The 13994-nt window shown below is 53.2% G+C and carries 16 protein-coding genes; 8 read left to right on the forward strand and 8 right to left on the reverse strand.

The window, feature by feature from the left end; genetic code table 11:
* Positions 1–9 precede the first annotated feature (9 nt).
* On the reverse strand, positions 10–501 hold the full coding sequence (locus OGX83_RS12085) for a YajQ family cyclic di-GMP-binding protein (RefSeq protein ID WP_286588101.1): 492 nt from the start codon (positions 499–501) through the stop codon (positions 10–12).
* Positions 502–675: 174 nt separating this feature from the next.
* On the opposite strand from OGX83_RS12085, the gene panE reads away from it, so the two are divergent.
* The 3 genes from panE to OGX83_RS12100 are packed head-to-tail and all read left to right on the forward strand — an operon-like array spanning position 676 to position 3255.
* Complete coding sequence (gene panE / locus OGX83_RS12090; protein ID WP_032942532.1) at positions 676–1587, forward strand: 2-dehydropantoate 2-reductase; 912 nt, start codon at positions 676–678, stop codon at positions 1585–1587.
* Positions 1550–2140 (forward strand): protein deglycase YajL, encoded by a 591-nt coding sequence (gene yajL / locus OGX83_RS12095; protein ID WP_008783935.1) that lies wholly within the window; start codon positions 1550–1552, stop codon positions 2138–2140. Before panE ends, yajL begins: the two co-directional genes overlap by 38 nt.
* A 32-nt stretch (positions 2141–2172) precedes the next feature.
* Positions 2173–3255: a hypothetical protein gene (locus tag OGX83_RS12100; protein ID WP_286588104.1), complete on the forward strand. Its 1083-nt coding sequence runs from the start codon at positions 2173–2175 to the stop codon at positions 3253–3255.
* 65 nt (positions 3256–3320) lie between these two features.
* Here the strand turns inward: OGX83_RS12100 and thiI are convergent, their stop codons facing one another.
* Complete coding sequence (thiI, locus tag OGX83_RS12105) at positions 3321–4769, reverse strand: tRNA uracil 4-sulfurtransferase ThiI (protein WP_008783933.1); 1449 nt, start codon at positions 4767–4769, stop codon at positions 3321–3323.
* A 196-nt stretch (positions 4770–4965) separates the two neighbouring features.
* Here thiI and xseB point away from each other — a divergent pair, with 196 nt between their 5' ends.
* The 4 genes from xseB to yajO are packed head-to-tail and all read left to right on the forward strand — an operon-like array spanning position 4966 to position 9026.
* On the forward strand, positions 4966–5208 hold the full coding sequence (gene xseB / locus OGX83_RS12110) for an exodeoxyribonuclease VII small subunit (protein WP_003021586.1): 243 nt from the start codon (positions 4966–4968) through the stop codon (positions 5206–5208).
* Complete coding sequence (gene ispA, locus OGX83_RS12115; protein WP_008783932.1) at positions 5209–6108, forward strand: (2E,6E)-farnesyl diphosphate synthase; 900 nt, start codon at positions 5209–5211, stop codon at positions 6106–6108. It begins immediately after the preceding gene.
* Between the two features lie 24 nt (positions 6109–6132).
* Entirely contained in the window at positions 6133–7995 is a 1863-nt protein-coding gene (dxs, locus tag OGX83_RS12120; protein ID WP_003830996.1) for a 1-deoxy-D-xylulose-5-phosphate synthase, read from the forward strand.
* A gap of 56 nt (positions 7996–8051) precedes the next feature.
* Positions 8052–9026 (forward strand): 1-deoxyxylulose-5-phosphate synthase YajO, encoded by a 975-nt coding sequence (yajO, locus tag OGX83_RS12125; protein WP_008783931.1) that lies wholly within the window; start codon positions 8052–8054, stop codon positions 9024–9026.
* Between the two features lie 99 nt (positions 9027–9125).
* Here the strand turns inward: yajO and pgpA are convergent, their stop codons facing one another.
* The 6 genes from pgpA to nrdR form a co-directional block, all read right to left on the reverse strand.
* Positions 9126–9644 carry a phosphatidylglycerophosphatase A gene (gene pgpA / locus OGX83_RS12130; RefSeq protein WP_003021578.1) on the reverse strand — a complete coding sequence of 173 codons (519 nt, stop codon included), beginning with the start codon at positions 9642–9644 and terminating at the stop codon, positions 9126–9128.
* Positions 9622–10599 carry a thiamine-phosphate kinase gene (gene thiL, locus OGX83_RS12135; RefSeq protein WP_008783930.1) on the reverse strand — a complete coding sequence of 326 codons (978 nt, stop codon included), beginning with the start codon at positions 10597–10599 and terminating at the stop codon, positions 9622–9624. Before thiL ends, pgpA begins: the two co-directional genes overlap by 23 nt.
* Positions 10600–10676: 77 nt before the next feature.
* Positions 10677–11096 (reverse strand): transcription antitermination factor NusB, encoded by a 420-nt coding sequence (gene nusB, locus OGX83_RS12140; protein ID WP_000801129.1) that lies wholly within the window; start codon positions 11094–11096, stop codon positions 10677–10679.
* A gap of 19 nt (positions 11097–11115) precedes the next feature.
* On the reverse strand, positions 11116–11586 hold the full coding sequence (gene ribH, locus OGX83_RS12145; protein ID WP_003021575.1) for a 6,7-dimethyl-8-ribityllumazine synthase: 471 nt from the start codon (positions 11584–11586) through the stop codon (positions 11116–11118).
* Positions 11587–11676: 90 nt separating this feature from the next.
* Positions 11677–12780: a bifunctional diaminohydroxyphosphoribosylaminopyrimidine deaminase/5-amino-6-(5-phosphoribosylamino)uracil reductase RibD gene (ribD, locus tag OGX83_RS12150; RefSeq protein WP_008783929.1), complete on the reverse strand. Its 1104-nt coding sequence runs from the start codon at positions 12778–12780 to the stop codon at positions 11677–11679.
* Positions 12781–12783: 3 nt separating this feature from the next.
* Positions 12784–13233: a transcriptional regulator NrdR gene (gene nrdR / locus OGX83_RS12155; RefSeq protein WP_003021571.1), complete on the reverse strand. Its 450-nt coding sequence runs from the start codon at positions 13231–13233 to the stop codon at positions 12784–12786.
* A gap of 153 nt (positions 13234–13386) precedes the next feature.
* On the opposite strand from nrdR, the gene OGX83_RS12160 reads away from it, so the two are divergent.
* Positions 13387–13926, forward strand: coding sequence for a SadB/YajI family lipoprotein (locus tag OGX83_RS12160; protein WP_286588106.1), 540 nt, complete (start codon positions 13387–13389; stop codon positions 13924–13926).
* Positions 13927–13994: the final 68 nt, after the last annotated feature.

Here is a 13994-nt window from a genome sequence, read left to right on the forward strand (position 1 = left end):
CATAACGACTTAATCGCGGAAGTTCTTGAACTGGAACGGTTGACCGAGGCCGCCGCCGCGAACCAGCGCCATAACGGATTGCAGGTCGTCACGCGCCTTGCCGGTTACACGGATTTCTTCGCCCTGAATCTGCGCCTGCACCTTCAGTTTGCTGTCTTTGATCAGCTTAACGATCTTCTTTTGCACTGCACTTTCAATGCCTTGTTTCAGCTTAGCTTCAACAAACCAGGTTTTACCGCTGTGCACGAAGGTTTCTGGTACGTCCAGCGACGTGCCTTCAATACCGCGTTTGAGCAGCTTGGCACGCAGAATATCCAGCAACTGATTGACCTGAAAATCAGATTCGCTCAGCACCTTAATCGTCTTATTTGACTCATTCAGCTCAAAAGTCGCTTCAACGCCACGAAAATCAAAGCGTGACTCCACTTCGCGGCTGGCGTTATCTACCGCGTTACGGGCTTCCTGAAGATCAACTTCAGAGACAATATCGAAAGATGGCATCTTTTCCTCTCCCTTCATTTTTGATGCGAAGCATAATACCTGCAAAGTTACCCAACAGACAGCGCTATACTAGGCTGTATCCTTTAATTGTACGTGGTACTGATACCTGCGAACAATAATGGGGTACGGCCGATATGGATTAACACCTGGTGCTGTTGCAGGTGAGGAGGAAGAATGAAAATTACCGTACTGGGATGTGGAGCGCTAGGACAGCTTTGGCTTACCGCGCTATGCAAACATGGACATGAGGTGCAAGGGTGGCTACGCGTACCGCAACCCTATTGCAGCGTAAACCTGATCGACACGGATGGGTCAGTTTTTAATGAATCCCTGACGGCAAACGACCCCGACTTTTTGGCAAAAAGCGACCTGCTACTGGTCACCCTTAAAGCCTGGCAGGTTTCTGATGCGGTAAAAGGCCTGGCCGCAATTCTGCCTGAAACTACTCCCATTCTGCTGATTCACAACGGCATGGGGACAATTGAAGAGCTGCATAACATTAAGCAACCTCTGCTGATAGGCACCACCACCCACGCGGCACGCCGTGACGGCAACGTCATCATTCATGTCGCTCAGGGAACAACACGCATTGGTCCGGCACGTGAACAAGACGGTGATTTCAGTTATCTGGCTGAAGTCCTGCAAGAGGTGCTACCGGACGTCGCCTGGCACGACACTATTCGCGCCGAGCTGTGGCGAAAGCTGGCCGTCAACTGCGTCATTAACCCGCTGACCGCATTATGGGATTGCCCAAACGGCGAGTTACGACATCATCCTGAAAAAATAGCACTCATCTGCGAGGAAGTGGCCGCGGTCATTGAACGCGAAGGCCACCATACATCTGTGGACGATTTACGCTATTATGTCGAGCAAGTGATTGACAGTACGGCGGAAAATATCTCATCAATGCTGCAAGACATTCGTGCCCTGCGCCATACTGAGATCGACTACATTACCGGTTATTTGTTAAAACGCGCCCGCGCGCACGGCATCGCCGTCCCGGAAAACGCCCAACTGTTTGAAATGGTAAAGAGAAAGGAAAGTGAGTATGAGCGCTCAAGCACTGGTATGTCTCGCCCCTGGTAGTGAAGAGACCGAAGCGGTCACCACTATCGATCTGCTGGTGCGCGGCGGAATTAAGGTCACGACCGCTAGCGTCGCCAGCGATGGCGACCTGACGATCGTGTGCTCACGCGGAGTGAAGCTGCTGGCGGATGCGCCATTAGTCGAAGTTGCTGATGGCGATTTCGACATTATCGTGCTACCGGGCGGTATTAAAGGCGCCGAGTGTTTTCGCGACAGCCCGCTGCTAATCGAAACCGTGAAACAGTTTCATCGTTCCGGGCGCATTGTCGCGGCAATTTGCGCCGCGGCCGCCACCGTACTCGTCCCACACGATATTTTCCCCATCGGTAACATGACCGGTTTTCCGGCGCTGAAAGACCAAATTCCCGCTGACCAGTGGCAGGACAAGCGCGTCGTATGGGATCCGCGCGTCAATCTGTTAACCAGCCAGGGACCGGGAACCTCAATCGATTTCGGTTTGAAAATCATTGATCTTCTGGTGAGTCGCGAAAAAGCTCACGAGGTGGCGTCACAACTGGTGATGGCCGCGGGAATCTATAACTATTACGAGTAAATCTTCGAGCCACTCCCTTATAAGGAATCATAATGAAAGGATATCTGAGTGGAGTGGCTTTACTGCTCCTTTCCGGTTATGCCATAGCGACACAACTCGAAATAAAGAGTATTGAATATCGCTATCCCGGAAGCACTGAAATGCAGTATCGCGTGCCATGGTTTTCCTCGACGGATAACCCCAACGTTGCAAAACGCATTAACGATTATATTTTCGCAAGCTTTATCAATCAGCTACCGGGTAATACTCCACAGGCCACAGTAAATCAGTTTGCGAAATCAGCCATGAATCCCACCGCAAATCTTGACTACACGGTTGAGTATCGCAACGCAAAAATCCTGACGCTCAACATGTTTGTCGAAGGTTGCGGGGCGTATTGCGAGTCGTACAATGTGCCGATCAGCTTCGATTTAGCCAGCGGTGCGGCAATTACCCTTAACGATCTCTTTTCCCGGGCTACAATCGCCGAATTAAACACCCGCACCAGAAAAGATATCCGCGGCCAAATCGATACCTTTGTTACGGCGCATAATTCGCAAACACCAGAACAAATAAAAGAAGAGAAAGGTGAAGATTTTAACTATGCCGAATTCTACGCATCGTGCGCAACCTACACCGACGGTTTGTACTACATCGACAAATTCTCCCTGCAAAAAGACCATCTGGCTTTCCTGAACGGACGCTGTAGCAACCACGCCAGCCGTGCGCTCGACGAGTTGGGTGATTTCACAACGAAAATCCCAACCGCGGAACTGCAAAATCGACTCACACCGTACGGCCAATATCTGACTACCGCAAAGAGTACAACACCAGTTTCGCCAGCGCCCGGCATTGACGGCAAAGTCATGTACGGCACGCTGGGAAAAAGCATGCGTATTGTGTTGAAGGTGGACTGCAAATACGGTGATTTTTTTGAAGGGGCTTACTTTTACCAAAAATTTGGCGCACCGATTGAATTGACCGGCAAATGCGACACAGCCGACAATCAACATTATGAACTGAAGACATCTGCGGCTGAACAAACGCAAGAGAAGATAACGCTGGAATTAAAAAACGGTGTCTATCAGGGGGTCTGGGAGTCGAACGGGAAGACGCTTCCCGTTCGTTTTGAATAATATCGTTATATTGCCGGATGGAGGCGTAACCGCCTTATCCGGCCTACAACACGGTGTTTACTCAATTACGGGCGATACACCTTCACGTTCTCAAAGCCCTGCTCGCGCAGATAAAGCGCCTGCAGACGGCTCATCACCCCGCGTTCACACCACAGCAGCCAGGTTTTACTCTGGTCCAGATCGCCGAATTTAGTGCTCAGCTTGTAGAATGGCAGAGAAACGACGTCCACACCTTCAACCTTCAGCGGTTTATCATCCTGTTCATCCACAGAACGGATATCAAGGATTACGTCATTCGGGCCGAAACCGCTCACGGTTTCCACTTCTACCACGGTCTGCTGCGTCTGCTGGGCGATATCGCGAATATCAATATTGTTCGCTTCTTCAACCACTTTATCGAGGATAGAGAAATCGAAGTTTTCTTCTTCGGCCTCAATCTTCGCTTTGATCGCTTTCACCGTCGGGCTTTTTGAAATTACACCGCAGTATTCCGGCATGGTACGGGCAAAGTCCTCGGTACCAATTTCACGCGCCAGATTGATGATGTGCTCTTTATCATGGGAGATAAGCGGGCGCAGGATCAGGGTGTCAGAAACGTTATCGATCAGACGCAGGTTGGTCAGCGTCTGGCTGGACACCTGGCCCAGTGCTTCACCGGTTACCAGCGCCTGTACGCCGTAGCGCTCAGCGACTTTCGACGCCGCGCGAACCATCATACGTTTGAGAACCACGCCCATCTGGCCGTCGTCGACTTTCTCCAGTATCTCGCCCACCACCGGCTCAAAGTTGATCGCGACAAAACGCACGCGATGCGAGCTACCGAAGCGGTTCCACAGATAATGCGCCACCTGACGAACGCCGATTTCATGCGCGGCGCCGCCGAGGTTAAAGAAGCAATAGTGAACACGGCAGCCGCGACGCATCAGCATATAGCTGGATACACCAGAGTCGAAACCGCCGGAAATCAGCGACAGTACGTCTTCCTGCGTCCCAATCGGGAAACCACCAATACCTTCATAGCGGCCTTTAACCAGCAGCAGACGGTCGTTTTCGATTTCAAGATTAACGGTCACATCCGGCTTCGTCAGCTTCACGCGTGCAGATTCAATATGTTGGTTCAGTCCACCGCCAACATAACGTTCCACCTCAATGGAGCTAAACTCATGCTTCCCGCGACGCTTAACGCGTACACAGAAGGTTTTACCTTCCAGTTGATCGCGATACTGCACCAGTGCTTTCTCGAAAATATCGTGCATATCGGTAAATGGCACGTCTTCTACTTCGAGAATGTGGTGAATACCCGGAATACGGGTCAGCGCGTCGCGAATATCCAGGCGCTGGCTTTCATCTTTAGCGCGAACCTCAACGTGATCCCAGTGACGGACAACGGCAAGGTCTTCATCATAGTGCTTTAAAACGTTACGAATGTTCCCTGTCAGAATTTTTATAAAGCGCAAACGCACAGATTGGCTTTTGATGGTGATTTCTGGGAACAATTTAATGATAAACTTCATGGCGGCAATGGTTCTTAGGCAAGTCTGAATGACTTGTAATGGAAAAAAATACAGCAGCCCATACCCGCGACTGCATCCAGGCGCGCAAGTATATCACCATCACGCGGCTACTGTGCACATTGCGCGTTATTTGCTTATCAGTGCGAGTCCGTTACCATAGTCTTGTGCTGCCAATACAGAGAGTCAGACATTCATTATGCCGAAGAAAAATGAAGCGCCCGCCAGTTTTGAAACCGCGCTGAGCGAGCTGGAACAAATTGTTACCCGTCTGGAAGGCGGCGACCTGCCGTTAGAAGAAGCGTTGAACGAATTCGAACGTGGCGTACAGTTGGCGCGTCAGGGACAGGTCAAATTGCAACAGGCTGAACAGCGCGTACAAATCCTGCTGTCAGATACTGAAGACGCGGCCCTTACGCCTTTTACACCGGATAATGAGTAAATGGATTTTACGCAGCAGCTACAGGCTTGCGTTGAGCAGGCCAACCAGGCACTGAGCCGTTTTATCGCGCCACTGCCCTTTCAGAACACTCCCGTGGTCGAAACCATGCAATATGGCGCATTATTAGGCGGTAAACGCCTGCGCCCGTTCCTGGTGTATGCGACCGGTCAGATGTTTGGTGTCAGCCTGAGTACGCTTGATGCTCCCGCTGCCGCCGTCGAATGCATTCATGCCTATTCGCTGATGCACGATGATTTGCCCGCGATGGATGACGATGACCTGCGACGCGGTCTGCCGACTTGCCACGTAAAATTTGGCGAGGCAAATGCGATCCTGGCCGGAGATGCGCTACAAACGCTGGCATTCTCCATTATCAGCGACGCCCCAATGCCGGAAGTCACTGACCGTGACCGCATCGCGATGATCTCTGAACTGGCTCAGGCCAGCGGCATCGCCGGTATGTGCGGCGGTCAGGCACTGGATCTGGAAGCTGAAGGTCATCAGGTTGAGCTGGATGCGCTGGAGCGGATTCATCGCCATAAAACCGGAGCATTGATTCGCGCCGCCGTGCGTTTGGGGGCGTTAAGTGCTGGCGATAAAGGGCGAGAATGCCTGCCAATACTCGACAAATACGCAGAAAGCATCGGTCTGGCTTTCCAGGTTCAGGATGACATCCTGGATGTGGTAGGCGATACTGCAACATTGGGTAAACGTCAGGGTGCTGACCAGCAGCTTGGCAAAAGTACCTATCCTGCACTTCTGGGTCTTGAGCAAGCCCAGAATAAAGCCCGGGATTTAATCGAGGATGCCCGCCAGTCGCTAAGTCTGCTGGCCGCACAGTCACTCGATACCTCGGCACTGGAAGCGCTAGCGGACTACATAATCCAGCGTGATAAATAAACCAACATATCCCATGAGCTTGCGATGAGTTTTGATATAGCCAAATACCCGACCCTGGCGCTGGTCGACTCCACCCAGGAGTTACGTCTGCTGCCAAAAGAGAGCCTGCCAAAGCTTTGCGACGAACTGCGCCGCTATTTGCTCGACAGCGTAAGCCGTTCCAGCGGGCACTTCGCCTCTGGTCTGGGCACGGTGGAACTCACCGTCGCGCTGCACTATGTCTACAACACCCCGTTTGACCAGTTAATCTGGGATGTGGGACATCAGGCTTATCCGCACAAAATTCTGACTGGTCGCCGCGATAAAATCGGCACCATTCGTCAGAAAGGCGGCCTGCATCCGTTCCCATGGCGCGGTGAGAGCGAGTATGACGTACTGAGCGTTGGGCACTCTTCTACCTCCATCAGCGCAGGTATCGGTATTGCCGTTGCCGCCGAGAAAGAAGGTAAAGAGCGCCGTACCGTGTGTGTGATTGGTGATGGAGCCATCACCGCTGGGATGGCGTTTGAAGCGATGAACCACGCGGGCGATATTAGGCCCGACATGCTGGTTATCCTCAACGACAACGAAATGTCGATTTCAGAGAACGTTGGCGCGCTGAACAATCATCTGGCGCAACTGCTCTCTGGCAAACTCTACTCCTCGCTGCGCGAAGGTGGGAAGAAAGTCTTCTCCGGCGTGCCGCCGATTAAAGAGCTGCTCAAACGTACCGAAGAACACATCAAAGGCATGGTTGTGCCGGGTACGCTGTTTGAAGAACTGGGCTTTAACTATATCGGTCCGGTGGATGGTCACGACGTGCTGGGGCTTATCACTACACTCAAAAACATGCGCGATCTGAAAGGCCCGCAGTTCCTGCACATCATGACCAAAAAGGGTCGTGGCTACGAGCCTGCGGAAAAAGATCCGATTACGTTCCACGCGGTACCAAAATTCGATCCGTCCAGCGGATGCCTGCCGAAAAGCAGCGGCGGTCTGCCGAGCTATTCAAAAATTTTCGGTGACTGGCTGTGCGAGACCGCAGCGAAAGACAATAAGCTGATGGCAATCACCCCGGCGATGCGCGAAGGTTCCGGAATGGTGGAGTTTTCACGTAAGTTCCCGGATCGCTATTTCGATGTGGCGATTGCCGAGCAGCACGCCGTGACGTTTGCTGCCGGTCTGGCGATTGGCGGCTACAAGCCGGTGGTAGCCATTTACTCGACCTTCCTGCAACGCGCCTACGATCAGGTGCTGCACGATGTAGCCATCCAGAAACTGCCGGTCCTGTTTGCCGTTGACCGGGCAGGAATTGTTGGCGCAGATGGACAAACCCACCAGGGGGCGTTCGATCTCTCCTTCCTGCGCTGCATCCCGGAAATGGTCATCATGACCCCGAGTGATGAAAACGAATGCCGCCAGATGCTGTTCACCGGCTATCACTACAACGATGGTCCAACGGTCGTGCGCTACCCACGCGGTAACGCGGTAGGCGTTGAGCTGACCCCGCTGGAACAACTGCCAATTGGTAAAGGCATCGTGAAACGTCACGGGGAAAAAGTGGCGATTCTCAACTTCGGCACCCTGATGCCGGAAGCCGCTCAGGTCGCAGAGTCGCTGAACGCCACGCTGGTCGATATGCGCTTTGTAAAACCACTGGATGAGACGTTGATCCTTGAAATGGCTGCCCAACACGAGGTGCTGGTTACCATTGAAGAGAACGCCATTATGGGTGGTGCTGGCAGCGGCGTAAACGAAGTGCTGATGGCCCATCGTAAGCCCGTCCCGGTGCTGAACATTGGCCTACCAGACTTCTTCATCCCGCAGGGAACTCAGGATGAAGCTCGTGCCGATCTGGGTCTGAATGCCGCCGGAATTGAGACCAAAATCAAGGCCTGGCTGGCATAATCCCCTCCCCGCTCCTGCTATGCTTAATTCATCACGAGCTAAGCAGGAGTGGATTGATGAAATACAACATCTTAGGAAAAACCGACCTACGGGTCTCCCGCCTTTGCCTGGGTTGCATGACATTTGGCGAACCCAATCGCGGCAATCACGCCTGGACGCTACCTGAAGAAAGCAGCCGCCCGATAATCAAACACGCCCTTGAGGGCGGCATTAACTTTTTCGATACCGCCAACAGCTACTCCGCTGGCAGCAGCGAAGAGATTGTCGGCCGCGCGCTGCGTGATTTCGCCCGCCGCGAAGATGTCGTGGTCGCTACCAAGGTTTTTCACCAGGTTGATGATTTAGCAGAAGGATTATCCCGCGCACAAATTCTGCGCTCGATTGATGACAGCCTCAGACGCCTGGGTATGGACTATGTGGACATCCTGCAAATTCACCGCTGGGATTACAACACGCCAATCGAAGAAACGCTGGAGGCTCTAAACGACGTCGTGAAAGCCGGTAAAGCTCGCTATATTGGCGCCTCATCCATGCACGCTTCGCAGTTTGCCCAGGCTCTGGCCTTACAGAAGCAACACGGCTGGGCGCAGTTCGTCAGCATGCAGGATCACTACAACCTAATCTACCGCGAAGAAGAACGCGAAATGCTGCCGCTTTGCTATCAGGAAGGCGTGGCCGTTATCCCATGGAGCCCGCTGGCGCGCGGTCGCCTGACGCGTCCCTGGGGAGAAACAACCGCACGTCTGGTTTCCGATGAAGTCGGTAAAAATTTGTACAACGAGAGCGATGAAAACGACGCGCAAATCGCCGCACGACTGACCGGTGTCAGTGAGGAGTTGGGTGTAACGCGGGCACAGGTTGCGCTGGCCTGGCTGCTGAGCAAACCCGGCGTGGCAGCGCCAATTATTGGTTCTTCACGTGAGGAACAGCTGGATGAGTTGCTCAACGCGGTAGATTTAACGTTGAAGCCGGAGCAAATTGCCGAGCTGGAAACGCCGTACAAACAGCATCCGGTGGTGGGATTTAAATAAGCGCGGTTGAAGATTGTAGGCCGGATAAGCATAGCGCATCCGGCACTGATCGCCCGATGTCGCGGCGCTTATCGGGCCTACAATAGCCCCTGAAAAGGGTTAAATGATACCTACCGGCCAGTGATGACCGATAAAATACAAAATTCCGGCAGAGAGTATCCCGGCCACAATATCGTCGATCATGATCCCCGTCCCGCCATGTACGTTGCGATCGAACCAACGAATAGGCCACGGCTTCCACATATCCAGAATACGGAAAATCACAAACCCGGCGGCAACCCACTGCCAGTCGTTGGTCGGCAACGCCATCAGGGTAATCCACATCCCGACAAACTCGTCCCAGACAATACTACCGTGATCGTGCACGCCCATATCTTTCGCCGTTTGATGGCACAGATAAACGCCGATACAGATAGATAACATCACCACCAGCGAATACAGCTGCCACGGCAGAAAGGTCATTAAATACCAAAAAGGGATCGCCGCCAGCGATCCCATCGTGCCTGGAACAATTGGGCTCAGCCCGCTGCCAAAACCGGTGGCTAACAGGTGCCACGGATTGCGCATACTCAGGCGGCTTTTGGCGACATCTTTTTTAAGGCGCGGCAAAATGGTCATATCCTTTCCAGTCAAACGTGACGGGTTTTCCATCGCGCGTAAAGTGAATGCCTTCCACGTCCGCGCTCATCTGCCCAATGCAGGTAAACGCTGCGCCGAGATTTCCCAGCGCCACTTCCAGCGCACCACGATTAATTTCCGGTACGGTAAAGCATAACTCATAATCTTCACCTCCCGAGAGCGCCCAGCGCAGGGCCTGTTCCGGCTCAACGTGCTGTGACAATGCCGTGGAGTATGGCAGCACATCAACGTTAACCCGTGCGCCACAGCCGCTAGCATTAACGATGTGTCCCAAATCGGAAATCAGGCCATCGGAGAGATCGATAGCCGCACTGGCCAGATCGCGCAGGGCTTGTCCCTGCAAAATACGCGGCGTGGGACGCAGATGGCGTTGCAGCAGATAGTCCGCGTCTGTTGCATCTGCAACCTGCAATCGGTTCTGCAAAATCGCCAGCCCGGCCGCACTGTCGCCCGGCGTGCCGGTAACATAAATCCAGTCACCCGGTTTCGCGCCTGAGCGTTTTAAGGCCCGCCCAACGGGGACGTAGCCATGGATACCCAGCGTCATCGACAGCGGCCCACGCGTGGTGTCACCACCAATCAGCTGCATATCATAGTAATTGAGGAGTTCAAACAGGCCATCGCTGAAGGCTTCCAGCCAGGCTTCATCGACGTCAGGTAACGTGAGCGCCAGCGTCAGCCACGCAGGATCCGCCCCCATCGCCGCCAGATCGCTTAAATTCACCGCCAGTGCTTTCCAGGCGAGATCGGTCGGATCAATGTCGGGGAGAAAGTGGTTGCCTGCCACCAGCGTATCGGTACTGATCGCCAGCGTTTGTTTTTCAGGGATGTTCAGAAGTGCGCAGTCGTCACCAATACCGGTTTCGACATCAAGACGAGAAGTTCTTACGCGGTCAAAATAACGGGCAATCAGGGAAAACTCGCCACATGCCATACGTTATGCCTCAGCAGAAAAAAAAGAAAAAGCCGGGGACAGCGGAAACAGGTTCCACCATCCAGCCGGCCTCGGGATTACTTTTTGTTGGGGCGAATCACAGGTGCTGCTTTATCCAGTACGCCGTTCACGAATTTGTGGCTATCTTCAGCGCCGAAGGTTTTTGCCAGTTCAATCGCTTCGTTGATGGCCACTTTGTACGGCACATCACTACGTTTAGACAATTCAAACAGCGCAATACGCAGTACGGCTTTTTCTACCTGACCCAGCTCTTCCAACAGACGAGACAGGTAAGGCTTCATTAATCCATCCAGGTACGCGCTGTTAGTCGCCACCCCGGACAGCAGTTCACGGAAATACAGAACGTCGACATCTTTAACGTCCTGTTCCGCCAGGAACTGGTATTCAACATCAGCGATGTCGTTCTGGGACAACTGCCAGGAGTAGAGCGCCTGGACGGCACACTCACGGGCGCGGCGACGAGCAGCAGGTTTCACGGATTTCCCCTTACAAAAATCAGGCCTTGATGGCTTTCAATACATTAATCATTTCAAGCGCAGTCAGTGCAGCTTCTGCGCCTTTGTTACCGGCTTTAGTGCCAGCACGTTCGATGGCTTGTTCAATACTTTCGGTGGTCAGAACACCGAAGGCTACCGGAATGCCACTGTCCTGAGCGACATGCGCCAGGCCATTGCTTGCACCGCCAGCCACATATTCGAAGTGCGCGGTACCGCCACGGATCACCGTACCGAGCGCAATCACCGCGTCGTATTTACCGGTTTTTGCCAGTGCGTCAGCGGCCAGTGGCAGCTCATATGCACCTGGAACCCAAACAACGGTAATGTTTTCATCTTTAACCTGGCCAATACGTTTCAGGGCGTCGATAGCACCTTCCAGCAGGCTGTCATTGATAAAGTTGTTGAAACGCGCAATGGTGATGGCGACGCGAGCGTCCGGGGTAGCAACGTTAGCTTCAATAATGTTCATATTCTTCCTTCGGGTTCGATTTATGGCCCCGTAAGGGGGGCGGATTTTATCATAATATTCTGTGCGCTGCTTCCTCTAAATCAGAAAGCCTCACGCAGTCGTTAAATGCAGGCAAACGTCCGGGCCCACCTGGCGTATCTCATTGAATTTGAAATGGGGTGCGTCAGCCAGTTTCTCAAGGCCTGGAAGCACACATAATCCTCTCGCATCGCTGCCTAACAGTTTAGGCGCAACATACACGATTAGCTCATCGACCAAACCGGCCTGTAATAATGCCCCGGCGAGCGTTGGGCCAGCTTCAACCCAAATGCTGTTAATTTGCTGTTTGCCCAATTGCATCATTAGCACCACCAGATCCAGATGTCCGTTATGTTCCGGCACCTTCAGGCTGCGCACCGTCTCCGGCCAGCTACGAGGGTCGTCTTCAGTCCGGACAATCCAGGTTTCTCCAGGCTGTTGCACAATTCGGTGCGCCGGTGTGACCTGATTCTGGCTATCAAGAACAATGCGGATTGGCTGACGCAGCTCTTCCTGCGGGTAACTCGCCTGAGTTGACTCCCCAAGCTCCGACCAACGCACGGTAAGCTGAGGGTCGTCTGCCAGCACCGTCGCACTGCTGGTTAAAATGGCATGACTTTGCGCGCGCAAGCGTTGCACATCGCGGCGCGCCTGTGGCGAGGTAATCCACTGGCTTTCACCGCTGGCCATCGCTGTACGGCCATCAAGCGACGCGCCAAGCTTAAGCTGAAGATATGGGAATCCCGTACGCATGCGCTTGAGGAAGCCTTTATTCAATTGCTCAACTTCGCTCATCATCAGCCCGTGGCTGACGTCGATACCCGCCTGCTGCAAACGGTAGAGCCCACGTCCTGCGACCTGCGGATTGGGATCCTGCATCGCCGCAACCACACGCGACACCCCCGCCGCAATCAGCGCATCGCAACACGGCGGCGTGCGACCATGATGACTACAGGGTTCAAGCGTCACGTAGGCAGTTGCCCCCTGCGCTTTTTCTCCAGCCATCCGCAGAGCATGAACTTCGGCATGCGGTTCGCCCGCGCGGTGATGATATCCCTCACCGACGATCTCCCCATCTTTCACAATCACGCAGCCCACGTTGGGGTTGGGGTGAGTGGTAAAACGTCCGCGCGCAGCAAGCTTTAGCGCGCGCGCCATGTACAATTCATCCTGCATGGCTTAGTCCTGTAGGCGAGCAATCTCTTCGCCAAATTCTTTGATATCTTCGAAACTCCGGTAGACAGAGGCAAAGCGGATGTAGGCGACTTTATCGAGCTTTTTCAACTGCTCCATCACCAGGTTGCCAATCATCTTGCTCGGCACCTCACGCTCGCCCGTCGCACGCAACTGTGATTTGATATGGTTTAACGCCATTTCGACGTCATCTGCGCTGACAGGCCGTTTCTCAAGCGCTCTGAGCATGCCGCTGCGCAGCTTTTCTTCATTAAAGGGTTCACGCACATCGTTGCTTTTCACAACGCGCGGCATGACAAGTTCAGCCACTTCAAAAGTGGTGAAACGTTCGTTACAAACCAGACACTGCCGACGGCGGCGTACCGAGGAGCCCTCGCCTACAAGACGAGAGTCAATTACCTTAGTGTCTACGGCGAAACAGAATGGGCAATGCATACGGCGTCCTGTACCTCAGTGGTTAACAGAATCTATTTTACCCTGAACTGCCGTGACAACAAAGGCGCTGCGCTTTTGAGACAAAGGATCGATGCCTTCGTGCTCAGTGCACACTACCATTATGCTATCGCGACAATGAAGGAAGTAATCACAATGACAAGACGTTACCTAAGAATTCTCCTGGTGGGAAGTCTCTTTAGTCTTAGTGCCTGCGCACAGCAAAGCGAAGTACGCCAGATGCATCAAAGCGTTAGCACGTTGAATAAAGAGATGACGCAGCTTAATCAGGAAACGGTAAAAATTACGCAACAAAATATGTTGAATGCAAAATCAACCAGAGGCGCCTATCTGCTGCCCGGCTCCAAAACCCCGGCACGACTGGACAGCCAGATTGGCACCTTACGCATGTCGCTGGTGAACATTGCGCCGAACGCCGATGGTACGCGCCTGACGCTACGAATTCAGGGTGAATCCAACACGCCTTTACCCGCCTTTAGCGCCACCGTCGAGTACGGGCAAATTCAGGGCACCACGGACAACTATCAGGAAGTGAACGTTCATAACCAATTGGTCAACGCTCCGGCGAGTATTCTAGCTCCCAGCGACGTAGACATTCCGTTACAGATAAATGGCCTCACTCCAGATCAGTTAGGATTTGTGCGCATCCACGACGTCCAGCCTGTTAGCCAATAAACTTTTTTGCGGAACGTTTTGTGCGTTCCGCAACATCACTCTGCTTCTTTTTGTTACTCCCCTGACAT

Source organism: Citrobacter sp. Cpo074, assembly GCF_030332745.1.
GTDB classification, from domain to species: domain Bacteria; phylum Pseudomonadota; class Gammaproteobacteria; order Enterobacterales; family Enterobacteriaceae; genus Citrobacter; species Citrobacter portucalensis.